26 protein-coding genes and 1 rRNA gene are annotated in these 25,470 nt (G+C 44.7%); 8 read left to right on the top strand and 19 right to left on the bottom strand.

Features of this window, described 5'->3' with window-relative positions; translation table 11 throughout:
- Window positions 1-151 precede the first annotated feature (151 nt).
- Window positions 152-1,348 carry an MFS transporter gene (locus G517_RS0109090; protein WP_036591029.1) on the top strand — a complete coding sequence of 399 codons (1,197 nt, stop codon included), beginning with the start codon at window positions 152-154 and terminating at the stop codon, window positions 1,346-1,348.
- A gap of 83 nt (window positions 1,349-1,431) precedes the next feature.
- Here G517_RS0109090 and G517_RS0109085 read toward each other — a convergent pair whose 3' ends face one another.
- The 3 genes from G517_RS0109085 to G517_RS0109075 all read right to left on the bottom strand — a co-directional run bounded on the left by G517_RS0109085 (window position 1,432) and on the right by G517_RS0109075 (window position 6,974).
- Complete coding sequence (locus G517_RS0109085) at window positions 1,432-3,066, bottom strand: methyl-accepting chemotaxis protein (RefSeq protein ID WP_028304150.1); 1,635 nt, start codon at window positions 3,064-3,066, stop codon at window positions 1,432-1,434.
- A 324-nt stretch (window positions 3,067-3,390) separates the two neighbouring features.
- On the bottom strand, window positions 3,391-5,025 hold the full coding sequence (locus tag G517_RS0109080; protein ID WP_028304149.1) for a methyl-accepting chemotaxis protein: 1,635 nt from the start codon (window positions 5,023-5,025) through the stop codon (window positions 3,391-3,393).
- 314 nt (window positions 5,026-5,339) lie between these two features.
- Window positions 5,340-6,974 (bottom strand): methyl-accepting chemotaxis protein, encoded by a 1,635-nt coding sequence (locus G517_RS0109075; RefSeq protein WP_028304148.1) that lies wholly within the window; start codon window positions 6,972-6,974, stop codon window positions 5,340-5,342.
- A gap of 404 nt (window positions 6,975-7,378) precedes the next feature.
- Between G517_RS0109075 and G517_RS0109065 the strand changes: the two genes are divergently transcribed.
- From G517_RS0109065 to ybaK, 3 genes are read left to right on the top strand one after another with little or no spacing between them, the layout of a single operon-like run.
- Window positions 7,379-8,365: a zinc-dependent alcohol dehydrogenase family protein gene (locus tag G517_RS0109065; protein WP_028304147.1), complete on the top strand. Its 987-nt coding sequence runs from the start codon at window positions 7,379-7,381 to the stop codon at window positions 8,363-8,365.
- A complete protein-coding gene (locus G517_RS18490) occupies window positions 8,365-9,264 on the top strand; it encodes a hypothetical protein (protein ID WP_051206257.1) in 900 nt (299 codons plus the stop codon). Before G517_RS0109065 ends, G517_RS18490 begins: the two co-directional genes overlap by 1 nt.
- A 26-nt stretch (window positions 9,265-9,290) precedes the next feature.
- Entirely contained in the window at window positions 9,291-9,764 is a 474-nt protein-coding gene (ybaK, locus tag G517_RS0109055) for a Cys-tRNA(Pro) deacylase (RefSeq protein WP_028304146.1), read from the top strand.
- Window positions 9,765-9,852: 88 nt separating this feature from the next.
- Here the strand turns inward: ybaK and G517_RS0109050 are convergent, their stop codons facing one another.
- Window positions 9,853-10,317, bottom strand: coding sequence for a hypothetical protein (locus G517_RS0109050; protein ID WP_028304145.1), 465 nt, complete (start codon window positions 10,315-10,317; stop codon window positions 9,853-9,855).
- Between the two features lie 146 nt (window positions 10,318-10,463).
- Here G517_RS0109050 and G517_RS0109045 point away from each other — a divergent pair, with 146 nt between their 5' ends.
- On the top strand, window positions 10,464-10,985 hold the full coding sequence (locus tag G517_RS0109045; protein ID WP_028304144.1) for a DUF501 domain-containing protein: 522 nt from the start codon (window positions 10,464-10,466) through the stop codon (window positions 10,983-10,985).
- A 53-nt stretch (window positions 10,986-11,038) separates the two neighbouring features.
- On the opposite strand, the gene G517_RS0109040 is transcribed toward G517_RS0109045, so the two are convergent.
- From G517_RS0109040 to G517_RS0109030, 3 genes are all read right to left on the bottom strand, one after another.
- The gene (locus G517_RS0109040; RefSeq protein ID WP_028304143.1) at window positions 11,039-11,386 is read right to left on the bottom strand and encodes a hypothetical protein; all 348 of its coding nucleotides are present in this window, start codon (window positions 11,384-11,386) and stop codon (window positions 11,039-11,041) included.
- Window positions 11,387-11,871: 485 nt separating this feature from the next.
- Window positions 11,872-12,378, bottom strand: coding sequence for a 3'-5' exonuclease (locus G517_RS0109035; protein ID WP_245543225.1), 507 nt, complete (start codon window positions 12,376-12,378; stop codon window positions 11,872-11,874).
- A gap of 124 nt (window positions 12,379-12,502) precedes the next feature.
- On the bottom strand, window positions 12,503-13,009 hold the full coding sequence (locus G517_RS0109030; RefSeq protein WP_028304141.1) for a tetratricopeptide repeat protein: 507 nt from the start codon (window positions 13,007-13,009) through the stop codon (window positions 12,503-12,505).
- Window positions 13,010-13,353: 344 nt separating this feature from the next.
- Between G517_RS0109030 and G517_RS0109025 the strand changes: the two genes are divergently transcribed.
- Window positions 13,354-13,797: a DMT family transporter gene (locus G517_RS0109025; protein WP_028304140.1), complete on the top strand. Its 444-nt coding sequence runs from the start codon at window positions 13,354-13,356 to the stop codon at window positions 13,795-13,797.
- Between the two features lie 160 nt (window positions 13,798-13,957).
- On the opposite strand, the gene G517_RS0109020 is transcribed toward G517_RS0109025, so the two are convergent.
- The gene (locus G517_RS0109020) at window positions 13,958-14,866 is read right to left on the bottom strand and encodes a DMT family transporter (protein ID WP_028304139.1); all 909 of its coding nucleotides are present in this window, start codon (window positions 14,864-14,866) and stop codon (window positions 13,958-13,960) included.
- 386 nt (window positions 14,867-15,252) lie between these two features.
- On the opposite strand from G517_RS0109020, the gene yaaA reads away from it, so the two are divergent.
- On the top strand, window positions 15,253-16,026 hold the full coding sequence (gene yaaA, locus G517_RS0109015; RefSeq protein ID WP_028304138.1) for a peroxide stress protein YaaA: 774 nt from the start codon (window positions 15,253-15,255) through the stop codon (window positions 16,024-16,026).
- Between the two features lie 88 nt (window positions 16,027-16,114).
- Here yaaA and G517_RS0109010 read toward each other — a convergent pair whose 3' ends face one another.
- Window positions 16,115-16,966: a Tim44 domain-containing protein gene (locus G517_RS0109010; protein WP_028304137.1), complete on the bottom strand. Its 852-nt coding sequence runs from the start codon at window positions 16,964-16,966 to the stop codon at window positions 16,115-16,117.
- A gap of 118 nt (window positions 16,967-17,084) precedes the next feature.
- Between G517_RS0109010 and G517_RS0109005 the strand changes: the two genes are divergently transcribed.
- The gene (locus G517_RS0109005; RefSeq protein WP_028304136.1) at window positions 17,085-17,630 is read left to right on the top strand and encodes a hydrolase; all 546 of its coding nucleotides are present in this window, start codon (window positions 17,085-17,087) and stop codon (window positions 17,628-17,630) included.
- Between the two features lie 39 nt (window positions 17,631-17,669).
- Here G517_RS0109005 and G517_RS0109000 read toward each other — a convergent pair whose 3' ends face one another.
- The 10 genes from G517_RS0109000 to rrf form a co-directional block, all read right to left on the bottom strand.
- Window positions 17,670-18,149 (bottom strand): phosphatidylglycerophosphatase A family protein, encoded by a 480-nt coding sequence (locus tag G517_RS0109000; RefSeq protein ID WP_028304135.1) that lies wholly within the window; start codon window positions 18,147-18,149, stop codon window positions 17,670-17,672.
- Entirely contained in the window at window positions 18,146-19,147 is a 1,002-nt protein-coding gene (gene thiL / locus G517_RS18485) for a thiamine-phosphate kinase (protein WP_157833177.1), read from the bottom strand. Before thiL ends, G517_RS0109000 begins: the two co-directional genes overlap by 4 nt.
- 5 nt (window positions 19,148-19,152) lie before the next feature.
- Window positions 19,153-19,650 (bottom strand): transcription antitermination factor NusB, encoded by a 498-nt coding sequence (gene nusB, locus G517_RS0108990; RefSeq protein ID WP_028304134.1) that lies wholly within the window; start codon window positions 19,648-19,650, stop codon window positions 19,153-19,155.
- 49 nt (window positions 19,651-19,699) lie between these two features.
- Window positions 19,700-20,167 (bottom strand): 6,7-dimethyl-8-ribityllumazine synthase, encoded by a 468-nt coding sequence (gene ribH / locus G517_RS0108985; RefSeq protein ID WP_028304133.1) that lies wholly within the window; start codon window positions 20,165-20,167, stop codon window positions 19,700-19,702.
- Between the two features lie 71 nt (window positions 20,168-20,238).
- Entirely contained in the window at window positions 20,239-21,354 is a 1,116-nt protein-coding gene (ribBA, locus tag G517_RS0108980) for a bifunctional 3,4-dihydroxy-2-butanone-4-phosphate synthase/GTP cyclohydrolase II (protein WP_028304132.1), read from the bottom strand.
- Between the two features lie 16 nt (window positions 21,355-21,370).
- Window positions 21,371-22,033 (bottom strand): riboflavin synthase, encoded by a 663-nt coding sequence (locus G517_RS0108975; RefSeq protein WP_028304131.1) that lies wholly within the window; start codon window positions 22,031-22,033, stop codon window positions 21,371-21,373.
- 2 nt (window positions 22,034-22,035) lie between these two features.
- The gene (gene ribD, locus G517_RS0108970; protein ID WP_036591021.1) at window positions 22,036-23,193 is read right to left on the bottom strand and encodes a bifunctional diaminohydroxyphosphoribosylaminopyrimidine deaminase/5-amino-6-(5-phosphoribosylamino)uracil reductase RibD; all 1,158 of its coding nucleotides are present in this window, start codon (window positions 23,191-23,193) and stop codon (window positions 22,036-22,038) included.
- A 12-nt stretch (window positions 23,194-23,205) separates the two neighbouring features.
- The gene (gene nrdR / locus G517_RS0108965) at window positions 23,206-23,709 is read right to left on the bottom strand and encodes a transcriptional regulator NrdR (RefSeq protein ID WP_028304129.1); all 504 of its coding nucleotides are present in this window, start codon (window positions 23,707-23,709) and stop codon (window positions 23,206-23,208) included.
- 141 nt (window positions 23,710-23,850) lie between these two features.
- The gene (gene glyA / locus G517_RS0108960) at window positions 23,851-25,104 is read right to left on the bottom strand and encodes a serine hydroxymethyltransferase (protein WP_028304128.1); all 1,254 of its coding nucleotides are present in this window, start codon (window positions 25,102-25,104) and stop codon (window positions 23,851-23,853) included.
- A gap of 219 nt (window positions 25,105-25,323) precedes the next feature.
- Window positions 25,324-25,439, bottom strand: a 5S ribosomal RNA gene (gene rrf / locus G517_RS0108955).
- Between the last annotated feature and the right edge of the window lie 31 nt (window positions 25,440-25,470).

Raw genomic sequence — 25,470 nt, 5'->3', positions numbered from 1 at the left:
CCCCCTAACAGACGGATCTTTTGTTAATCGGCTAACGACTTTTAGTGACTCATCGAGTGATTTGTTAGTCGGTTAATGGCTATGCCAAAGAGATACAATCTGCGCTCGCGTCCGTTTGCTCGCCCGCTTATTTCGCATCAGGGAAATGGTTATGTCTCAGCCCTTAAATAATGCTATTCAACGCCATCAAACGACTTTTTGGCAAGCCAGCCTTGCACTATTTGCCGGTGCCTTTGTCACCTTTGCTAACTTATACAGCACACAGGCTTTACTGCCTTTACTAGCCCGTGAATTTGCAATATCACCAACCGCCGCCAGTTTAAGCCTTTCCGTGGCTACCGCGTCTCTTGCTGTGGCACTGCTATTAACACCTGGGCTGTCTGATCGTGTAGGGCGTAAAAGTGTGATGGTTACTGCGTTAATCACAGCTTCTCTTTTAGGTTTTGTGGTGACGTTTGTTCAGCACTACAGCTTACTGCTGATTATTCGAGGCTTACAGGGCTTTGCTTTAGCAGGACTAGCCTCTATCGCAATGACCTACGTAAACGAAGAATTTAGCCAAGAGTGTCGCGGCCTTGCGATGGGACTGTATGTCAGCGGTACTACCGTGGGGGGAATGTCAGGTCGTATCTTAACCGGCTCACTAACCGAGCTTTATAATTGGCATTTGGCGCTGCAAGTGCTTGCGGCAATCAGCTTGGTTTTTAGCCTGATATTTGCCTTCGCCTTACCGGCATCTCGGCATTTCTCACCCCAAAGCTTATCTCTTCAAGTGATCATTAGAGGCTTTACCTATCACCTGAGTCATCGCCCTCAACTGGGGCGATTCCTACATGGCTTTCTGCTGATGGGTGGCCTGGTAACCCTTTACAACTATGTTAGCTTTCGCTTACAGGCTGAACCTTATCGGCTAAGCGAAGCGGCCATCGGCTGGCTGTTTGTAATTTACCTGCTAGGGACATTTAGCTCAACGTGGTTAGGGGCTAAAGCAGACCGCTTTGGCCCACGCCCTGTTCTATTATTCTGCCTTCTATTGATGCTTATTGGTGTTCTGCTGTCTTTATTTGAAGGCTTGTGGCTTATTATTACCGCAATGGGTTTATTTACCTTTGGTTTCTTTGGTGCCCATTCAATTGTTAGTAGCTGGGTCGGCCAAGCCAGTAGTGAGTATAAAGCTCAAGCGTCTGCGCTTTATCTACTGTTCTACTATGCCGGTTCAAGCTTAATCGGTGCTATTGGGGGCTATTTCTGGAGCCATTGGCAATGGGTGGGTATTACCGGCTTAGTGTTATCTCTTGTGATGATTAGTGCTGTGATCGCTTTAACAAGCAACTCAGATATAAAGTAATAGCGGAAAGGCCCCACCGTTAAGGTAACGATGGGGTCTTGAATAGCAGGATATTAAAACCTTTGTCTTTAAAGATTAATACGTTAGATCTTAAACTGACGGACTAGATTGTGCAGCGTATCCGCCTGTTGCGCCAGTTCATCGCTAGCATGGTTAATTTGTAGTGTGGATTCCGATGTGGTCTGCGATAGATCAACAATATTCACGACATTACGGTTAATCTCTTCCGCTACAAGAGACTGCTCTTCAGCGGCACTAGCGATCATATCATTCATATCTCGAATAGAAGCTACTGCGGATAAAATAGTATCCAGTGACCCAGCCGCTTCTGTTGCCGTAGCCTCTGTCGCCTTTGTAAACTCTAGGCTTTCATCAATAACGGTGACCGCCTTCATTGCTGCACTTTGCAGCTGCTCAATCATACCTTGAATCTCATCGGTACTTTCTTGCGTACGCTGAGCAAGGGTACGAACTTCATCCGCAACAACAGCAAAACCCCGGCCATGTTCACCAGCACGTGCCGCTTCAATGGCTGCGTTAAGAGCCAGTAAGTTGGTCTGATCCGCTACGTTACGAATCACATCTAAGACCGTACCAATATTTTCACTATCCGAACGCAGAGTTTTAACAACATCCGCTGAATTCTTCACCTGTCCATTCAGGTTATGGATCGCATTAATTGCATTTTCAACCTGCGACTTACCTTTCAAGGCTTCTTCATCCGCACGGTTCGCTGCAGTAGCGGCCTCACCAGCGTTTTGCGCAACCTCATGCACCGTCGTAGACATTTCATGAATGGCGGTGGCTACTTGATCGGTCTCTTTTGCTTGTTGCGTAATCGTCGAACTGCTTTCACGAGTAATAGAGGACAGCTCTTCCGCGGCGGCGGATACCGCTTCCGATGACTTATTTGCTTGAATGATCACCTGATGTATACGATCAACAAAAGCGTTGAAGTAATAGGTCAGCTGCGTGATTTCATCATTACCCCGTACATTCAATCGAGAAGTAAGATCTCCTTCGCCTTGGCTAATGCTTTGCATAGCCGCAACCGTTGCTTTTAAAGGTCGAGTAATACTGCGTGCCAGCGCCCAAGCAATCACTGCGGTTATACCAATAATAAGGGCTGCTGCAGATAGAACAGAGATCATTTGTCGGTTGAATTGGCTTTCAATATCATCAATATAAGCTCCCGTCCCTACGGCCCATCCCCAAGGTTTATAGGCCAGAACATGGGACATCTTCGGCACAGGTTTCGATGAACCCGCACGATTCCAGCTATATTCGGTAATAAACTCGCCTGAGGACTGCAACATGCGATCCATTCCAGCAAAGAATTGTTTACCATTCACATCTTTAATAATTTTTAAATCTTTACCGATTAGGCTTTCACTAACATGTGTTAATACAGACCCTTTTAAATCTTGTACCCAAAAGTAATCGTTATGACCAAAACGCATCGGATTAATCAATGCTAAAGCTTCTTTTTGAGCCTCTGGCAATGTCATCTCCCCAGCATCAACCTGTTGATTTAAACCGTCAAAAAGGCTAACAACAGCTTCATTTAAGTGGAGAAGCTCATCTTTTTTCTGCTCGGTATAACCATCACGAGAATATTGCAGAGAAACAACAAGCAAGATGCTCACGGTAGCAAATACTAATAACAACAACAGCCAGATGCGTAACTGGATAGGCAATCGGCGAAACATTATTTCCATCAGGAAAGTCCTCTATGATCTTGCAGGAAGCGAAGGGGCAAGCGCCATTAGTTTTTTTATGTAATCGAGTGTTGCTTTTCTTATTCGAATACGAACCTAATGTACGCTTTATTTATTATTTTATACCTTAAGTTAGTATTAAAGCTCTATAAATACAATTGTTCATGCGTCTTTCTGTTTAATACTGTAACAGCCATGATTTAAGTCGCTTTTTAGTGATAATTCACTTTATCGTCATCATAAAAAAACGACACCTCATCACCAGAAGAAGTATCGTTTTTTAACTACCGTTAACCACAGTAAATAGTTTTTATTAGATGCGAATCAAATCTTAAACTGTCGCACCAAACTCAGTAAACCATCAGCCTGCTGGGCTAGTTCATTACTCGCAATGTTCACTTGATTGGTAGATTCCGAGGTTGTCTGTGATATGTTGACAATGTTAACAACATTACGATTAATCTCTTCAGCCACTAAAGACTGCTCTTCCGCTGCACTGGCAATCATATCGTTCATATCCCGAATCGATTCCACAGCAGAGAAAATGCGATCAAGGGAGCCACCTGCTTCTTTTGCAGCAGCCTCCGTTGATTCGGTGTACTTCAGGCTTTCGTCCATAGCCTCAACCGCTTTTAAAGCTGCACCTTGCAGCTGCTCAATAATCCCTTGAATCTCGTCGGTGCTTTCTTGGGTTCGCTGAGCTAACGTTCGTACCTCATCCGCAACAACGGCAAAGCCACGACCATGTTCACCCGCACGGGCCGCTTCAATGGCAGCATTAAGAGCCAATAAGTTGGTTTGCTCCGCTACATTACGAATCACATCCAGTACCGAGCCAATATTCTCACTATCAGAGCGCAGGCTATGAATCACCGCTGCAGAAGTTTGTACTCGTTGGGACAAGTCATGAATCGCTTTAACCGTGCTCTCAACTTGCTGCTTACCTTGAACGGCTTCATGATCGGCACCACTGGCGACGCCTGCAGCCTGACCTGCATTCTGAGCGACCTCATGCACCGTGGCCGACATCTCTTCGATAGCCGTGGCGACTTGATCGGTCTCTTTTGCTTGCTGAGTAATCGTCAACCCACTTTCAGCCGTAATGGATGATAACTCTTCAGCGGCAGCTGAAACGGCCTCCGATGCTTGGCTTGCTTTTATAATCACATGATGGATGCGTTCAACAAAACCATTAAAGTATCGAGTGAGTAACGTGATTTCATCGCTACCTTCTTCTTTAAGACGTGCCGTTAGATCCCCTTCGCCACGGCTAATATCTTCCATCGCTTGCACCGTCGCTTCAAGAGGGCGCGTGATACTACGGGCCATTAGCCAAGCAATAAAAGCAACAAACGCGATAATAAATATGGCAATACCAATAACGGAATAAGCCTGCTTCCAAAAGACATCTTCAATATCATCAATATAAACACCAGTCACTACACCCCAGCCCCAAGGTTTATAAGCAAGCACAAAGGAGATCTTGGGGGATGGTATCGATTCACCTGATCTCTGCCAATAGTATTCGGAGATACTTTCCCCTTTTTTTGCTAGATCATTAGGTACTGGTCTTAGGAAATGTTTGCCATTCGCATCAGTAAAGCTTGCACCACCTTTACCTATCTGCTGAGAGCTAGGGTGCATAATCACCGTTCCCTCTAAATCCATAATCCAAAAATAATCATTCTGGCCAAACGTCATGCTATTGATCAGCTTCTTCGCTTGATTTTGAGCATGCTCAAGACTCAATTCACCCGCCTGAACCTGTTGGTTTAATTCATCTAATAGAGCTGTAGCTGATTGGGTAAGATGCCGAAGCTCGGTGATTTTCAACTCGTTATAGCTGGCACGCTCTTGCTTTAAGGTGATAAACAATAGAAATGCCATACAAACAAAAGCCAATGCGAGCATAAGCCAGATACGGTGTTGAATATGAATCTTTCGGAGCAAGGCTTCCATAAAAATATCCTTTAGAAATTTCTCTAATTTTGTTGTTTTTATAGATCGAGAAGAACAATTCAATTTAATTTAGACCTAGATTAAATCGCCATATCAAGCCCAAGTCAATTAGCGTACATTCATATTGCAGCGCCACAAAAATCTAATACCCATTTTCTAAACAGATGATTTCTCTCAAATTACATTTTTATATTTTGAGGAGAGGGTAGCCCCCTTTAGGTCAGCCGATAGCCCTGAATTCTAGACAAAAAAAGCAACCTTGCTTTCGCAAGATTGCCTTTTTTGCACATTAAAACTGACTGTTTTTCAGGTAGTTACACTTTAAATTGCTGCACTAAATTATGTAGCATGTCTGCCTGCTGTGCGAGGTCATTACTCGCAATATTCACTTGATTGGTAGATTCCGAGGTTGTCTGTGATATGTTGACAATGTTAACAACATTACGATTAATCTCTTCAGCCACTAAAGACTGCTCTTCCGCTGCGCTGGCGATCATATCATTCATATCCCGAATCGATTCCACGGCAGAGAAAATGCGATCAAGGGAGCCACCTGCTTCTTTTGCAGTAGCCTCCGTTGATTCGGTGTACTTCAAACTTTCGTCCATAGCCTCAACCGCTTTTAAAGCCGCACCTTGCAGCTGCTCAATAATCCCTTGAATCTCGTCGGTGCTTTCTTGGGTTCGCTGAGCTAACGTTCGCACCTCATCCGCGACAACGGCAAAGCCTCGGCCATGTTCACCCGCACGGGCCGCTTCAATGGCAGCATTAAGAGCCAATAAGTTGGTTTGCTCCGCTACATTACGAATCACATCCAGTACCGAGCCAATATTCTCACTATCAGAGCGCAGGCTATGAATCACCGCTGCAGAAGCTTGTACCTGCCGAGACAGATCATGGATCGCCTTTACGGTGCTCTCAACTTGCTGCTTACCCTGAATCGCCTCATGGTCGGCGCTACTGGCGACACCTGCGGCCTTGCCAGCATTTTGGGCAACTTCATGCACCGTGGCCGACATCTCTTCGATAGCGGTAGCCACTTGATCCGTTTCTTTAGCCTGCTGAGTAATTGCTGATCCACTTTCAGCCGTAATGGATGATAACTCTTCAGCGGCGGCTGAAACGGCCTCCGATGCTTGGCTTGCCTTAATAATCACATCATGGATACGTTCAACAAAACTATTGAAATAACGGGTTAGCTGCGTAATTTCATCACTACCTTCCTCTTTAAGGCGTGCCGTTAGATCCCCTTCGCCACGGCTAATATCTTCCATCGCTTGAACAGTAGCTTCAAGAGGGCGGGTAATACTGCGGGCAATTAGCCAAGCAATAAAAGCAACAAACGCGATAATAAATATGGCAATACCAATAACGGAATAAGCCTGTTTCCAAAAGGCATCTTCAATATCATCCACATAAATACCGGTAACTACCCCCCAACCCCAAGGTTTATAAGCAAGCACAAAGGAGATCTTGGGAGATGGTTTCGATGAGCCTGATCGTTGCCAATGATACTCAGAGATACTTTCCCCTTTTACCGCCAAATCATTAGGTACTGATTTTAGGAAATATTTCCCATTTACATCTATAGTCCCAGAAACTCCTTTTCCTATTTCTCTAGCATCAGGGTGCATCACTGTCGTCCCCTGTAGATCCATAATCCAAAAGTAATCATTCTGGCCAAACGTCATACTATTGATCAGTTTCTTCGCTTGATCTTGAGCATGCTCAAGGCTCAACTCACCCGCCTGAACCTCTCGGTTTAGTTCATCTAATAGCGCTGTAGCCGACTGAGTAAGATGTCGAAGCTCGGTGATTTTCAACTCGTTATAGCTGGCACGCTCTTGTTTTAGAGTGATATAGAGCAGAAGCGCCATACAGATAAAGGCCAATGCGAGCATAAACCAAATACGATGATGGATATTAAATCTACGAAAAAGAGATTCCATGAGATTCCTCTCTGTTAAAGTGATTTGAGTTAAAGTGATTTGAGTTCAAGGGAAGAGGCCATCTACTATTTTTATTATGAGCCGATGCTATTAGTTTCCAGCCTACTTAATGGTAGGTTCGGGGTAAAAACTAGACCTTTTTACCAGAAATAAATAAATTAATATATGCCTATATTGCAACGCAATGTAGAGCGCGATCACAGCAATAAAATCTACAGTTACATTAAAAGACATTAAAATCTCCTATCTAAATACCTTTCTATGCACTCATGGCCCACCTCTCCATTGAAAGCCTTTCGTAATAGAGCCAAAATGCACGCTAGCTTTAATTTACCCGTACAGACTTTCAGTCAACATAAACGCTCAATACAGACATCCAGAACAACAAATATCCGAGGCGAAAAATGAAAGCGATGGTCATTCAGCAATACGGCGACACATCCGTGTTCCAAGAGATGGATCTACCGACTCCCCAAGTAGAGCCGGGACATGTCATTATTAAAGTCGCAGCAACCAGCGTAAATCCACTCGATACTAAGATTCGCGCTGGAGCGGTTCCGGCAAACCCAGAGCTTCCTGCTGTTCTACATGGAGATGTTGCCGGTATTGTTACCGAAGTAGGTGAAGGCGTTGAACGGTTCGCAGTGGGTGATGAGGTCTTCGGTTTTGCCGGTGGTATCAAACGCTACCAAGGTGCTTTGGCCGACTATATGCTGGCAGATGCTCGATTAATTGCGAAGAAGCCTGAGAATATCGCTTTTGCTGAAGCTGCAGCTTTGCCCGTGGTCTTTATTACCGCGTGGAGAGCTTTAATTGAACGTGCGCAAATCCAGCCAAAAGACAAAGTGCTCATTCATGCGGGTACCGGCGGTGTTGGCCATGTCGCGATTCAGTTAGCAAAATGGGCTGGTGCTGAGGTTTACACGACGGTTTCTACACCAGAGAAGGCCAAGATCGCTAAAACGCTAGGAGCTGATGACGTCATTTTCTATCGAGATGAATCGGTAGAAGACTATGTTGCTCGCTGCACCGATGGCAAAGGTTTTGATGTGGTGTTCGATACCGTGGGTACCGATAACATGGATCGCTCCTTCCAAGCGGCTAAAATTAGTGGAACCGTTGCAACCATTGCCGCTCGTTCTACCCATGACTTATCCCCGTTGCATGGCAAAAATTTAACGCTGCACGTGGTTTTCATCGCTACACCACTGGTTCACGGTACGGACTTTGAATCACAAACCGAAGCCGTTGATGCGATGTCGAGCCTAGTGGGCGATGGTTATATTCGTCCTCTTCTAGATGGAGATCTATTTAGCTTCGAGGACGTTGCCAAGGCCCATGCAAAAGTAGAAGCAGGAACCGCCATCGGTAAAGTGGTGTTATTACGATAATGACGACCTTATTACTGATTAAAATAACGGTCTCAATAGCGACCGTCATTGGCTTGTCGGTGATTGCAGAAAGAGTAAGCCCGCGTATTGCGGGTTTACTTTCAGGCTATCCCCTAGGAACCGCCATTGCCCTGTTTTTTATCGGCTATGAAATCAGCCCAGAGTTTGCCGCAGAAGGTGCGGTTTATACACTGGCAGGCTTTGCCAGCACGCTAATGTTAACCACAGGTTATCTATTGGGCGTGAATAAACTATCCTCAGAATCTAGCCTAAAAGGCACTTCTCTAATAAAAAGCACTTCTCTAAAAGACACCACTGGAATAAACACAGAGACTCAAGAGAGCGGAAGCTGGCTTGCAGTCATCACTGCCAGTATCAGCGGTATTATGCTTTTTCTACTATCGGGTTTTGCCATCAATCAGCTAAAACTCAATTTGATAACGGCGGCTCTTCTACCTGCAGCAGCCATTCTACTTTGCCTTTGGTTTTATCGGCACATCCCTGAAAGCCAAGTAACCAAACGTGTAGGCATGTCGTTATCCGTGTTGTTATTCCGCGCCATAACCGCTGCGTTAATTGTGGTACTGATCACCGGTGCTGCGCATTTAGTGCCATCATCCACTGCTGGTATTTTGGCTGCATTCCCGATATCGATGTTTCCATTTTTAATACTGATGCATCGTACCTACGGCCCTAGCAAAGCACTGACCATTATTAAGCATTACCCAACAGGCCTAGGTTCACTGATGGTTTATGCAACCAGTATTGCCTGGTTCTATCCCAACTTAGGTTTACTATGGGGAACGCTATTATCGTTTGGATTAGCGACTATCTATTTGGCGATCGCCCCACCCTATATGGACAGACTACGGCGTGTACTGTCCTCTGATAAAAGTTGATAAAATAAATAAGGTTAACTCCTCTCATGACTCCCGGTATTCGCCAGGCTAAAAAAGCCGGCATCAAGTTTGAAATCAAAGAGTACACCCACGATAGCAGCGCTGAATCCTACGGGAATGAAGCCGCTGAAGTTTTAGGCTTATCCCCTGCTCAGGTTTTTAAAACACTGATGGCACAAAACAATGACGGCAAGCTGGTTGTTGCCGTTGTACCAGTATCAGGCTCTCTTGATCTTAAAGCCTTAGCGAAGGCGTTTAGCTGTAAAAAAATGGAGATGGCAGACCCGACTCTAGCGGAGAAAAGCTCAGGTTATGTCGTGGGCGGTATTAGTCCTTTAGGGCAGAAGAAGCGGCTACCAACCTTTATTGATAGCAGCGCTCAAGGGCTACCATTAATTTATGTTAGTGCGGGTAAACGGGGGTTGGAAATTGCTCTAGCGCCTGACGATTTGTTAACTCTAACGCAGGGAAAATGGGCCGCTATTGGCCGAGAAAGTTAACGGCCCATTAGCCGATAAGAGCCAAGCAAACAGAATCAATATCGATAAAAAAAGCCGAACAACAGAGCTGTTCGGCTTTTTTGTTAAATCAGAAGGCGTACATCACGCGCAGACGCGGTAAAAACCAAGGCTCTTCATCATTAGTGACAGGGTGGCGTGCGCCATAAAGCATCTGTACATCACCGGAAACCACCCAATTTTTTGAAGGTGAAAACTCATAACCGACGGCACCTTCAATATACAATCGTGTGCTATTGTCGATATCCAGCAAACCACCCACCTGCATAAAAGAGCCATAATAATAGCGTTGGTTATAAACTTTATAGTCTATACCAATCAGATAACGATCATCTTTTTTCGCCAGATCCACAAACAGTGCGTCTTCACGGCCCAGAGCTTTCTGGAACGTTAGGTTCATCATGCCGCCATCTTGCACCGGATCAAACCAGCGAATCAAATCGGTCCCTACGGCATAATCCGTTGCGGCAGCAGTGGCTGTACCCGAGGAGATAAACGCAGCGACCAGCGTACAGGCACGCAACAAGTTCTTCATTATTCGCTTTCCTATTTCTTCTGAGTCAAAATTAGTCTTTCTGAGTCAAGTTTGTGCTTTTTTGAGCTTTTTGGTTCAAAATTGATCACCATTATACTGGAAAGTGACCTCTAAACGCAGTAAAGACTGAGCGGATAAATAGATTCATGTATCAAAGAACTAATATGACCCCGACACCAGAGCACATCGAGAAGATTGAATTGCAGATAGGACGCGCACCCCGTGGCATCCAAGCCATTACCGCAACCGATAGTCTGGGTACACCTCTTGTCGTACGTATGCACTCCATTGTCGACAAAAAGCCTTTTCCGACGCTTTACTGGATGACCTCTAATCTACTGAAAAAAGAGATCAGCCATATTGAGGCCCGTGGAGAAATAAAGTCACTGGAAGAGCGTCTAATTGAAGACGCCGATTTTTTAGCTCAATATCACGCCAGTCATCAAGATTATGTCGATCAACGATGGCACTACATGGATGATGAAGAGCGTGCTTTTGCTGAGCAGGCGGGCTTCTTGAAGTTACTCAAAGAGAAAGGTATTGGTGGCATTGCCAACTGGGATAGCGTGCGCTGTCTACACACTCAGTATGCTCACCATCTTTGCGGCCATAATGTAGTCGGTCAATGGATGGATGAAACCTTTGGCATAGCAGATCTCATTCCTTAAATAGGTGAGCATAGAAGGCAGCATTGCTGCCTTTTAGCCAACAAATGTAAAGGCTAGTGGTTCATCATGTCTTCTCTAAACTTGATATAGTCATCAATAAAAGTTTGGTCTTCTTCGCTTATTTTCTCAATATGCACATCCAAACCGTAAGAAACACCGGTCGAAAGCAAAATTGAGCTACGCACGATTCCCAATACCACTAGTACTTTCTTAACCCCTTCATGCAAGGCTAAAACTTCAACTTTGACTTTCTCTCCAGCCTTTAAGTTGTACTCGCTCTCAATATGCAGGTGCTTAGCAGAAAGACTGAGTGTTCGTGCTAAATACTGCTTATGGCCAGCTCGTGTTAGGCGCACCTTCCAATGGACACTAACAGGTTTCTTCGGTTGTTTTTTATGCATCACGCCTACCCGTCAAATAAAATCATGGAGTGGGGGTATTATCCTCAACCTACATGAAAATTCAAAATAGAAATCATTCTACCCTGCTTATTCTAAAAAATTCTAAGTTTTTACGTCTGAAAGGATGATTTCGCATAACAAAAATATTAAATTGCGCAGCTGAACTTAAAATTAAAATGATAATGAGGTTTTATATGTATTTTGACGCTGCAGTAATCGCCGGACTGGCTGTTGTAGGTGGCTGTATAGCCATCACATATATTGGTATCCGTTTTATTCGCACTAATATTTTGAAGGATACTAAATAAAAAAGTTCCCATGAAGGCCTGAGCATCAGGCCTTTATGTACCTATATTCAAATAGGTGAAATAAAGCTATTAGAGAACTAAAAGAGAGAGAATATTGGAGAAAAAACCAGAAGAATGGCACGGAAAGGCCGCAAGACAAGTACAAAAAGCGGCAATCACTACAAACAATATTGTCCGCTAAAGAACCGCTGTCAATTCAAAGGTACGCTGCAACATACGAGCATCTGGCCCAGCTCTATGCCGATCAATACTTAAGTCCAACGTGACTTGCTGTTTAACCTGTCCCCAGATAGTCGTTTGCTTCTCTGTAAGTAGCTTGCTGAGTGTTTCTAACCGAAACAACTGAGAGAGTCCCGCATGGTAAAATAGTAACGAAAGCCAAGTGCTATCAAAGCCCCAGCTATCGGTATAAACCACTTCACCGCGTAACTCTTCATTCAGCTTTTCAGCAACATCTCGAGCAGATTGCCCTTGGTCAAGGAGCGTCGCACGGGGAATACCATGCACTAATTCAGCACTATCATCCCAGTGTTCCCACTCGGGCTCTGGACGGATGAGACAAGAGTAGATACTACCATCGGGGCGTGCAAAGCCTACTTCGATCGGATAACTTCCCCGACCAAAGCCTGAAGCTTCAACATCAATAATGTAAGGCATTTGAGTCTGCTTATCTTTTGTTGTCAAAATTTATTCGTCCCAATTTGCGGCCCTAACCACACGGACAACCGGTACACATCCGGTGTGCACCCTGCACATGACTTAGTTTGTATAAGCGATAATTATAGCAAGCCATGTGCCAAAAGACAGATTAATGGTTTAAAGACAGATTCAAACCATTCACATGCTCAAGACTACGGCGAGCTTTTTGCTCCCAGTAATGACACTGGTCGGGATTAACCGCCAAGCCAAGTTCACCATTAGAACAGGCCTTAACCATTCGACGACAAGCAAGCGGATGTCCCTGCTCTGCTGACCGTACAAACCAGCGTACAGCATGTTCATTACTTTTCAGCAGATGACCGTAGCCATCTTCATAGATGCAGCCCATCTGGTATTGAGCTTTTACATCACCCTGCTTGGCAGCATCAAGCAAATACTTTGCACCTTGCCCTTTATCCAGTGGTGAAATTCCACGAAAATATAATAGATGTCCATAAATAGTGAGCGCCTTCAGATGACCTGCATCAGCAGACTCTCTAAACAGTCGCATCACCCATTGATGCCTCAACTTCGAGCGTCGCAGCATAGAAGAGTGAAACAATTTCTCAGCCAGCAAAAACTTCAGCCGGGTCATAACGCCAATTTTTTCAGACATAAGCAACCACAAAATACTTTGGTTTATTTTTCAACTGAGTAGTCAATTTTCGAGCCGAGCATTCTAACACCCTACCTTTAAGTAACAAGACTACGATGGGTATTTATTGATACAAATTGAGTAAAATAGATACTCCATGGCAAAAAACTGTTACAGCACGATGTATCGCAGTACTCAAAACAGTTTGATTTGTAACAAAATAGAGCGATCTTGCGGGCATCTACAGCCTTTATAGCTTTATTGTCTGACTTCTGGTTTTATTTCATTTAATGAAAAAAGAATAAACCCGACCTAAACCAAACTGGTTCAATCCAAGAAAAAACCATTCAACCCAAGGAGTCTTTGTGTTTACTTTCTGGATCGCATTAGCATTCATCGCAGGAGCTTTTATGCCGCTTCAATCTGGTGTTAACAGCACACTTGCACTGCAAAGCTCAGGGGCTATTTGGGCTTCATTAATCTCTTTTGTCGTTGGCTCTATTGCCTTATTGGCCGTTGTTATCGTAGCCCGACAACAGTGGCCAGAGGTATCCAGTCTCAAAGCAGCCCCGTGGTGGGCCTGGACAGGTGGCTTCATGGGGGCTCTATTTGTTGCGACCTCTGCATTCTTAGCTCCGCGCTTAGGTGCTTCAACAATGATTGCCTTATTTGTGGCAGGACAATTAGTGATGTCTCTTATTCTAGACCACATCGGCTGGGCAACATTTCCTGAACACCCTATTAATCTATGGCGCGTTATAGGCGCACTCATGCTGTTTGGAGGCGTATTATTGGTTCGTTTTAACTGATTGATAACATATAAATGGGGCGCTTAAGGAGAGGCTTAAAGTGTGTTTAAACCCCCTTTATTATTCGATACTATTATTTGATACTAGGGCGACTTGATCAATATTCGCCCCTAGTAACATCCTTTTGTCTCCAGACTTTTTATTTCTAGGCGTTCTGTTTCTAGACCTTCTTTTTAGCAATAACCGTTGCCAACCAAATGCCACCAAGAATCAACAGGAAGCCGGTAAGATGAAAACCTCTTAATGGCTCGCCAAGCAACAGAATCGCCATGGTGACACCAAACACAGGGATAAGATGAATAAACTGGCCCGCACGGTTGGCACCAAGCTCTGCTATCGCTTTATTCCAGAAAAGGTAAGACAAGATGGATGGGAAAATCCCCACATACAACACACTGCCAACAGAGATCAATGTTAATGGCATTGGCCGCCCCGACAGTGTTTCATAAATATAGAACGGCAGTAAAACCACAACACCAATCAAAACGGTTAAGCCAAAAAAACCAAACGGACTAAGTCCATCAGGGCGAAGTCTTAGCAGCGCAGAATAAACAGCCCAGCAAAGCACGCCTAATAAAATCCAAGCAGTACCTGCATTAAGAAAATCCAGCCCAAAAATAGCTGCAGGATTACCCTCGGTTACAACCACCACAACCCCAAAGAGTGAAACGAGCATACCGCCACCTTGTAACAAGGAGACTTTCTCTCGGAAAAATAGCCAAGACAGAATCAGTATCAAAATAGGGCAAGCAGATTGCAGCAGAATGCTATTACTGGCTGGAGCTGTTTGTAACCCCATATAGATTAGAGTGTTAAAGCACGCCACACTAAAAATGGCCAGAACCAATAAGATAGGCCAGTTCTGACGAATAACGCCTTTAGCGGCTTTCCAGTGGGGAAGAACAAAGGGAAAGATCAGAACCAACGCTGTAAACCAGCGCCAAAAGCTTAACCCAATAGGCGGTACATCCAAGTGTACCGCGCGACCTAAAACAAAGTTACCCGCCCAAAATAGCGTGGTTAATACTAGTAAGCCGTAAGGCGAAATGGTGAACACTCGCTGAAACATAGTCGATTCCTTGCCGATGGACCAACATTCGATGGTAACTGATCCGGCTAGTTTCGCCTATTCAGCGAATTAATCATATGCACAGTGTGCCTAACTCGTCCATCAACGTAGAGAGATTGGCTCTCGGACAGAGTAAGCAGATTCAGTCATTTGCAACTGTGAGGCTAACATTTCAATGTTATAGCCCATCGAATGATGGCTTCTCATGTCGAGGCAAGAACCACTAACTAGTAGCACACTACTTTTGTGCCAGAATTAATTTTTAGCACCAATTTAGCGCGATAAATTGCAAGGCAAAGCTTGAAGTCTCAGCTAGTTTTTTCATTGAGCTTCCGCTAGGGTAAACCTTATTATGTGATTACTTTCCTAGGCTTTTGGTGTCATCAATGAAACTGGTTATCTCTCCCGCTAAAACACTCGATTTTGAATCTTCACCTGTTACCAATATTTCTAGCAAACCTATTTTTTTAGCTCATAGCCAACGGCTTATTAATACGTTACAAGCACTATCTCAAGCCGAGGTTGCTTCACTGATGAAACTCAGCGATAAGCTTGCGGCATTAAATGTGGCACGCTTTGGTAGCTGGGAGACGCCTTTTACACCGAATAATGCAAAACAAGCATTACTGGCGTTCAAAGGTGATGTATATACCGGATTGAATGCAGAACAGTTCTCAGAAGATGATTTTACCTTTGCCCAAGAACACCTCAGGATTCTGTCAGGCCTTTATGGCGTATTAAAGCCATTAGATCTGATCCAACCTTATCGCTTAGAGATGGGCACTAAACTGTCCAATAGCGAAGGTAAAAATCTATATGAGTTTTGGGGCGAGCTGCTGACAAATACCTTAAACGAAGAGTTTAAAGATGATAGCCAACCAGTGTTGGTTAATTTGGCATCCAATGAATATTTTAAAGCGATACAGCCAAAAAATCTAAATGCCAGCATTATCACTCCCATTTTTAAAGACTGGAAAAATGGCCAATATAAAATCATTAGTTTCTATGCCAAAAAAGCACGGGGACTCATGGCTGCCTATATCATTCAAAACCGTTTAAATGAGCCTGAACAGATAAAAGCCTTTAATTTGGATGGTTACTACTTTAGCAAAGAGCAAAGCAAGGATGATCAATGGGTCTTTTTAAGAGACCATGCATAAAGGGAGTCATGCAGAAAATAAACGCCTAAAAGGCAAAAAGGCTGCACGGCCAGCCTTTTGTCGATATGAGACCTCTTACAAAATCTCTTTAATGATTCTGCTGAATACCCTGTAGATACCAGTTCCCATTTTCCTGCCGCAGATCACGCACTAAATGCCATGTTTCTTGGAATACTGTTGGCTCAGAGCTGTTTTCACGGGTTTCTCCTGAAAACACAACACTTGCTTCGGCAAGGCTTCCCTGTTGGCTGAAACCACCTAAACGAGCCTCCAACGAGACAACCTCGGTACTAGGCTCCTCCGTTTGTACTTTCCGCTCTTGGGCTAACATGTTGTATAGCTCGGGCGTTACAAAGTCTTGAATCTCGGCAAGGTCATTATTATCCCAAGCTTTCTGTAGATGAATAAAGTGGCCTTTTGCTCGCTCAATAAAGCCTCTCGCGTCAAACCAGTCTGGCATCGAATCCGTAATAGAGGATTTCCCTCCACCCATAAGATTCGTATCAAAAGAACGCTCTTGATCATGACTGCTGCGCTTATAAGCCGCATCAGTCACAGAGCTTGCTTGTCTCTTTCTAGCCATTAATTTGAAGAGAATAAATACAACAAGGGCAATCAGAATAAAATCGAGCATCTGAAAACCATCAAACCCATCACCAAAGAACATCGCCGCCAACAAACCACCAGCGGCCAGCCCTGCAAGCGGCCCTAAGAACCCCATCTTACTACTGCGACTGTTGGAGGCAGTTCCATTTGTTTTGGAGGGCTGAGTACTATTATTAAAAGCGCTATTATCAGAGTTCTTTGAATTACGGCTAGTCGTACTTTTAGAATAACTACCAAAAGACTTACCGCCACCAAGCCGTTTTGCCTCAGCCTGATCAAGCCCTGTACCTAGAACCATAAAGAAAGCAAAAAACCATACTACTATTCGCTGCATAAAGTGACCTATATGTTTACCTATTATGTCGATATGATGGGTTAACGAAGGCGTAAGAAACGCTTTCCAGCCCTAACGTTAGTGACTAAATATAACAACAATATCCGAAGGAGTTTCTATGCTTATAAGCTCAACTAACTCAGCTTTATTAGTCATCGATATTCAGGAAAAATTGCTGCCAGCGCTCAATAATGCCGATCAGTTGATGACGAACAGTCAGTGGCTTATTGAGATCGCAGAAAAAATATCAATTCCAACACTCGTAACCGAGCAATACCCTAAGGGCTTAGGACACACCAGCTCTGTTTTAATACCCTTTCTGACATCAGCAAGGATACTCGAAAAAGAGCACTTCTCAGCGGCAGAAGAAGATCATATTCTTCAGGCCGTAAGCCAACTGGAAAAAGAGCAACTCATTCTAATTGGTGCAGAAAGCCATGTTTGCCTACTACAATCCGCAATAGGCTTCTGTGAACAGGGCTATGATGTTTATGTTGTCACCGATGCGGTCGCGTCGCGCAAAGCATCTGATTACGAAACGGCGCTGCGCCGTATGCAGCAGAACGGTATTCAGTTAGTGACAAAGGAAATGGTAGCCTTCGAATGGCTCCACAAAAGCAATACAGCATTGTTCCGAGAAATCAGTCAAGGCTACCTAAGATAAGATAGTCAGCATTCAAAATGCCGGAAAATCTTCCGGCATTTAATTGATAAGTTGAACAGCAATCTGCAAGATAATCCATGCGTAAACCCCTGCCAAAACATCATCAATCATAATACCAAAGCCACCAGGTACACGTCGGTCGGCCCATTTCACCGGCCAAGGCTTGAGTATGTCAAAAAACCGAAATAGCACAAAACCAACCAATGCCCACTCCCAGCCTTGCGGAGCTAAAAACATGGTTAGCCAATAACCAACAAACTCATCCCAAACAATTCCAGAATGGTCATGAACGCCTAAATCTTCCGACGTTTTCTCACAGAGCCATACACCAATAACAAAAGTGACCACTAATAGGCCCACAAACAGCATTGGAGATAAAAACTGTATCCACAATAAATAAGGAATAACAGCAGCGGCAGTACCTACAGTGCCTGGTGCCCAAGGAGCCGCTCCACTACCTAAGCCAAAAGCTAGAAAGTGAACAGGGTTTCGCCAAACACTTGCTGGAGCACGATTCACACGGAGCATCCTTTAAAATGATCAAAGCCTGATGCAGTAAACGCTTCTAGCCCACGGATCTCTTTTTCTGCAGTAATAACACCAATAGGGTAAAGTGATAGACCGCTTTTTTCTGCACTGACTTCCACCTCTAATCGTCGCTGAGGAGAAACAGTGAAGCAAAGTTGGTAATCATCACCACCATTTAAAGCAGCATTTAAGGCAAACTCTGGGCCAAAATAATCACTTAATTCAGTACTTATCGGAATTCGGCTGCGGTCTATACGAGCACCAACACCGCTAGCGTTTAACATATGCCCAAGATCCGCTAGCAGCCCATCAGAGATATCGATGGCGCTATTCACTCGGCTAGACAATACAGAAATTAGGTCAAAGCGTGGTACAGGGTAAAAATAAGCGTCTAATAGCCGCGCCTCATAAGACTGAGCATTATCTAATCGCTCCGCTTTTGAAGGTAAAAGCTGACCATCTGCAACCCGCTTTTGAGCAATAGATAAACCTGCCGCCGCATCACCTAAAGAACCAGAGACATAAATAATATCTCCCGGCTTAGCGCCTTTACGCCGCCAAGCAGCGCCCTGAGCAACATAGCCTTGAACCTGTATACTCATGGAAAGCTGGCCGCGGGTGGTATCGCCACCGACAAGCGTGATGCCATAGTTTTGAGCAAGGTCAGCCATGCCTTTAGAGAACTCGGCTAACCAGAGCTCATTCACGTCAGGCAAACTCATCGCCAAAGTAAACCAAGCGGGATGAGCTCCCATAGCCGCTAAATCGCTCAAACTGACAGCTAAAGCTCGCCAACCAATACTATGAGCCGGTGCTTCGGGCAAGAAATGAACGCCTGCCGTTGAGGTATCAATAGATACCGCTAACTGCTTGCCCTGAGGCACAGCAATCAACGCGCAATCATCACCAATACCAATACAGACATCTCGGCGAGATGTCTGTAACTCTGGTATGCAGAAATAACGACGAATCAGGTCAAATTCACCCAAGTGTATTAGCCCTTACGACGTTCAGATACTTCAGCACTGCGCAGGCGCGGTGCTAATTTATCTAAAATACCGTTGATATACTTATGGCTTTCAGTAGCACCAAAGCTTTTGGCTAATTCTACCGCTTCGTTGATGACCACACGGTAAGGCACATCAAGACGCTTACTCAGCTCATAGGTGCCCATGCGCAAAATAGCCAGCTCTACAGGGTCTAGCTCATCTATTCGACGATCCAGTAGTGGAGCATATTCCTTATCCAAATCCGCTTTCTGCTGAGGGATACTATGCAGAAGCTCGTTAAAATAAGCTAAATCTGCTATCGCAACAGCGGATGAAATATCCTCGTGAGATTCCAGTGCATCATCCGGTCGAGCGGCACGAATCTGAAGCTCAATCTGCTGCACGGACGAACCATTCACATGCCATTGATACAGGCCTTGAACGGTAAGCTGACGTGCTGCGTGACGCGCTTGAGTTTTACTGGTTTTTTTACCTTGGGACATTGAGGAGTAACCGCGAGTTAAGTTTTAAATTGCCGAATTGGTTCTTAAATTACAACGTGTTTAACAGACTAACCATCTCTAAAGCGCATAATGCAGCTTCAGAGCCTTTGTTACCTGCTTTTGTGCCTGAACGCTCGATAGCCTGTTCAATGGTATCAACCGTTAGTACACCGTTAGTAATCACAACGCCTGTTTGTAGCGATAGTTGACCTAGGCCTTTTGTGCACTCACCCGCCACATATTCAAAATGAGGGGTGCCACCACGAATAACAGCCCCTAAAGTGATAACCGCATCCGGTTGCTGCTTTTCAATGACTTTTTTTGCTACAAGAGGTAATTCCCAAGCACCCGGCGCACGGATCACGGTAATATTACTTTCTTCAACACCGTGACGGCGCAAGGTATCAATCGCACCTTCAACCAAATGCTCAACAACAAAGCTGTTAAAACGGCCCACAACAATGGCATATTGGCCATTGCAGTTAACAAAATTTCCTTCAACGGATTTAACGGTCATTTTTAGATCCTGATACTTTTTATTAATGCCTTGAGAACAATTCTAATACCTGATTAACAGTGATCAGAGGGTTACTCGCAAGGGATATATTCTTCAATTTCAAGATCGAAACCTGAAATCGCATTAAACTTCATTGGCGAACTCAACAGACGCATTTTGCTAACGCCTAGATCCCGCAGAATCTGAGAGCCTGTACCTACGGTTAAATAGGCACCGGAAGCACTAACATTCACTTTGGACTGCTGGCGGCCATTTTGAATCAGATCAACCGAGTCACTAATATCTATTCGCTCATTAGTGTCCAACAACAGCACAACGCCTTTACCTTCTGCGGCAACTTTTTCCAGTGCCTTACGCATAGTCCATTTGCGACCATTTTCTGGAGAGATCGCACCAACCACATCCCGTAATACTTCTGTGCGTGTATGAACACGAACCAGTGTAGGTTCTTCTGCATTCACTTCGCCCAAAGTCATCGCCAGATGAGTACAGCCTTGGATCTCATCTTTGTACGTCACATAGTTAAAGTCACCGTACTCTGTGGCCATAACACCTTCTTGGTCACGGGCAATCGTGTGCTCGTTAGTGGTGCGGTAATGAATCAGGTCAGCAATGGTACCAATTTTAATACCATGCTCTTGAGCAAACAGCTCAAGGTCTGGACGGCGAGCCATAGTACCGTCCTCGTTCATAACTTCAACAATCACCGATGCCGCTTCAAAGCCTGCCATACGAGCCAAATCACAACCGGCTTCAGTATGTCCTGCACGGCTCAAAACACCGCCGGGCTGGGCCATCAGGGGAAAAATATGACCAGGTTGAACAATATCTTCAGCTTTAGCATCATGCTTCACAGCAGCACGAACCGTTTGCGCACGATCCGCAGCAGAGATACCTGTTGTCACCCCTTCAGCCGCTTCAATTGATAGCGTAAAGTTAGTTGAGAACTGGGCACCATTACTCTGAACCATCAAGGGTAATTTAAGCTGTTCACAGCGGGCTCGGGTCAAGGTTAAGCAGATAAGACCTCGAGCGTGCGTTGCCATAAAGTTAATATCTTCTGGGCGAATTTGTTCCGCCGCAATAATAAGATCGCCTTCATTTTCACGATCTTCATCATCCATCAAAATAACCATTTTACCCTGACGGATATCTTCCAATAACTCTTCAACAGTATTCAGTTGCATAACCTTTCCTATGCTGTCAGCCACGGTGAAAACCGTTCTGAGCTAAAAATTCTAGGCTGATATCGCTCTTGGGCGCTTCTGTCGACTCTGCTTTACTTATGAGTCGCTCCAAGTAACGCGCAATCAGATCAACTTCTAAGTGCACCGATTGTCCAGCGCTATAATGGACTAGAACCGTTTGCGCCAATGTGTGAGGTACAATATTGAGTTCAAAGACATCATCTTCAATGCCGTTAACCGTAAGACTGACACCCTCAATGGTAATCGAGCCACGGTCTGCGATATATTTTAAAAGTGCTTTAGGCACTTGTACGCGAAAACGCACTGAACGTGCGTCATCATGTCGTTCTATAATCGTTCCAACGCCATCAACATGACCGCTAACAATATGACCGCCCAAGCGAGAGGTCGTCATCATCGCTTTCTCAAGATTAACAGGCTGATCAGCACGATAATCCTTGAAGCAGGTATGACGTATTGTTTCTAAAGAAACATCCGCCCAAAAGCCTTTACTATAAAGCTCTGTTACCGTTAAACAAACGCCGTTAACAGCAATACTGTCACCGAGTTTGACATCGGCCATATCAAGAGTATTAACCGCTACTTTGACGCGGTAGTCACCACCGGCAGGCTGTAAGCTTTCAATTGTACCAACCGCTTCGATAATTCCGGTAAACATTATTATAATTTTCCTATAAAGCGAGCGGTTATCATCATATCACTACCCACCATACGACAATCTGTAATTTCTAAGCGTTGTTGATCAGCCATCTGTGTTATCTCCGGCAAATTTAACAACCCTCTTGCACCATTACCAAGTAACGTTGGAGCCATAAAAATGACCAGCTCATCAATCAAGCCTTCAACGGCAAAAGCTCCTGCCAGAGTTGCTCCGGTTTCAAGTAATACCTCATTACACTCTCGACCGTGCAAATACGCCATAACAGCAGCTAGACTGACATGCCCTTTATCTACAGGCATCGCCACACATTGAGCTCCGGCTTTTTCAAGAGCTTGTCGTTTTTCTTCTATATCTAGCTGTTTTTGTTCTTTTTCGTCGACATACAGTATAACGGTCTCACCGGACTGTTTGAGAATTTTAGCATTAATAGGTAAGCGTAAATGGGTGTCTAGAATAACTCGCAACGGTTGCCGCTGAGCTATTTGATCACCATTCTCCAGTTTTAATTGTTCGGCCCGTACCGTCAAAGCACTATCGTCACAGATAACAGAATCAATACCCGAGATAATGGCTGAGCTTCCTGCCCGTAAACGTTGAACCTGAGTACGGGCAGCAGGGCCCGTTATCCACTGACTCTCTCCAGAGGCCATTGCGGTACGGCCATCAATACTACAGGCTAATTTTGCGCGGATAAAAGGTCGCTGTAACGTCATACGGTGAATAAATCCAGGGTTCAGTGCTCGGGCATCAGTCTCACAAATACCTGAACATACCTCAATACCTGCGGCTTTCAGTTTACGAATACCATTACCAGCCACCAGAGGATTGGGATCATTCATGCCTATAACAACACGAACAATACCCGCCTTAATCAAAGCATCAGAGCAAGGCGGTGTCCGTCCTGTATGAGAACACGGCTCTAATGTCACGTAGGCCGTCGCTCCATTCGTATCATCCGTTTGAGCTAAAGCATTAACTTCTGCATGGCCTTCACCAGCTTTTTGGTGCCAACCTTCAGCAATAATCTTGCCTTCTTTAACCAGAACACAACCAACACGCGGATTAGGAAATGTCGTATAGTGCCCTAGTCGTGCTAAACGAATAGCCCGAGCCATAAAATAGGCATCAGTTTGAGAAGAAGCATCAGTGTATTTCATACCCTATAAATCCTATGATGATTTATCGTCTTTACCGGATAGATGTTCACCGCGACTAAAAGGAGGGTCTTGAGCTAAGCGATCAATTTCAGCTCGGAATTCATCCAAATCCTGAAAACTGCGATAAACTGAAGCAAATCGAATGTAGGCCACCTGGTCAAGTAAACGTAGCTGCGCCATTACTTCTTCACCAATTAGGCGTGATGCAACTTCTCGTTCACCACGGGCTCGCAGACGCTGACGAATACGCTCAATAGCCGCCTCAAAAGATTCCGTACTTACGGGGCGCTTTTCAAGCGCACGCTGCATTCCCGCCCGTAGCTTTATCTCATCAAAAGCTTCCCTTTTTCCATCATGCTTAACAATCTTAGGCATCACTAATTCAGCGGTTTCATAGGTGGTAAAACGTTCACCACAGCCTAAACACTCACGCCGTCGACGTACCTGATCACCATCGGCAACCAAACGTGAATCAGTAACTTTTGTTTCCTGTGCACCACAGAACGGACAATACATAGTAGGCTCTTGTCATCTCAGATGAGGTTATTGCCACAAGACAGTTCATTAAGGCAATGAGGCTGACATTTTACCTTTAATGTGAGCAGATACAAATAAGCCCAGCATTAAGCTGGGCTTATTCTTACAACAAAATACAAATTAAGCGTAAACAGGGAAGCGCTGACATACAGCCTTCACTTTTTCTTTTACCGCATTAATCGTGTCTTCGTTATTAATATCATCAAGAATATCACAGATCCAGTTAGTCAGATCCGTTACTTCTGCTTCTTTGAAACCACGACGAGTAACCGCTGGAGTACCAATACGCAGACCAGAAGTAACAAATGGAGAACGCGGATCATTTGGAACAGAGTTTTTGTTCACAGTAATATACGCACGACCTAGAGCCGCATCAGCATCTTTACCGGTGAATTCTTTATCAATCAAATCAACTAAGAATAGATGATCATCTGTTCCTTCAGAAACGATCTTAATACCGCGAGACATAAATGCCTCAGCCATTGCACGAGCATTCTTAACCACTTGTGCTTGATAGGCTTTCCACTCGGGCTCCATCGCTTCTTTAAAGCAAACCGCTTTAGCGGCAATAACATGCATTAAAGGGCCGCCCTGAGATTCAGGGAATACTGCAAAATTCAGTTTCTTCTGCAGATCTTCATCAGCTCGAGCTGACAAAATCAAACCACCACGAGGGCCACCTAGAGTCTTGTGTGTTGTTGTCGTAACGACATCAGCAACACCTACCGGAGACGGATAAACACCTGCAGCCACTAGACCAGCAATATGGGCCATATCAACGAATAAATACGCACCAACTTTATCCGCGATATCGCGGAAACGTTGCCAATCAACAATACGAGAATAAGCAGAGAAGCCTGCAACAATCATCTTAGGCTTATGATCTTCAGCAAGACGCTCAACTTCATCGTAGTCGATCTCGCCTGCTGCATTAAGCCCATACTGTACCGCATTATAAATGCGACCAGAGAAGGATACCGCAGCACCGTGAGTCAAATGACCACCGTGAGCAAGGCTCATACCTAAAACAGTATCACCAGGCTTGCATAGCGCCATATATACAGCCGCATTAGCTTGAGAGCCTGAGTGCGGCTGCACGTTTGCATAAGTTGCACCAAACAGCTCTTTTGCACGATCAATTGCTAAATCTTCAACAACATCAACATACTCACAACCACCGTAGTAACGCTTGTTCGGGTAGCCTTCAGCATATTTGTTTGTCAGCACTGAACCTTGAGCCTGCATAACGCGAGGACTGGTATAGTTTTCAGATGCGATCAGCTCGATGTGCTCTTCCTGGCGAACCGCTTCTGACTGCATTGCAGTCCACAGCTCATCATCATAGCCTGCAATGGTCATATCACGTGTGAACATTATCTACCCCTAGCCTGAAATATTGAGTACGTCGGATAAATCCGCTCAAAACTGGAAAAGCGAATTTTAACGCACTTGAACTTTAGGTTCACTTGAAAAGAATAAATTTTAACCGTCAAATAATTCAACATAAGAAATTAAACAGACCTAACATCAGGCCGACCTAAATCCCAGGCATAAAAAAAGCCCGTCTCGAAGAGACGGGCTTTTAGAATAAGCGCTTGACGATGTCCTACTCTCACATGGGGAGACCCCACACTACCATCGGCGCTGAGCAGTTTCACTTCTGAGTTCGGAAAGGAGTCAGGTGGTTCCTACACGCTATTGTCGTCAAGCAAAAAAGTTGTAGATCGATGCCAATCGAGA

Source organism: Oceanospirillum maris DSM 6286 (assembly GCF_000422865.1).
Lineage (GTDB): Bacteria > Pseudomonadota > Gammaproteobacteria > Pseudomonadales > Halomonadaceae > Oceanospirillum > Oceanospirillum maris.
The sequence above is the reverse complement of the archived record's forward strand: the minus strand, read 5'-3'. Positions and strand labels throughout refer to the sequence as shown.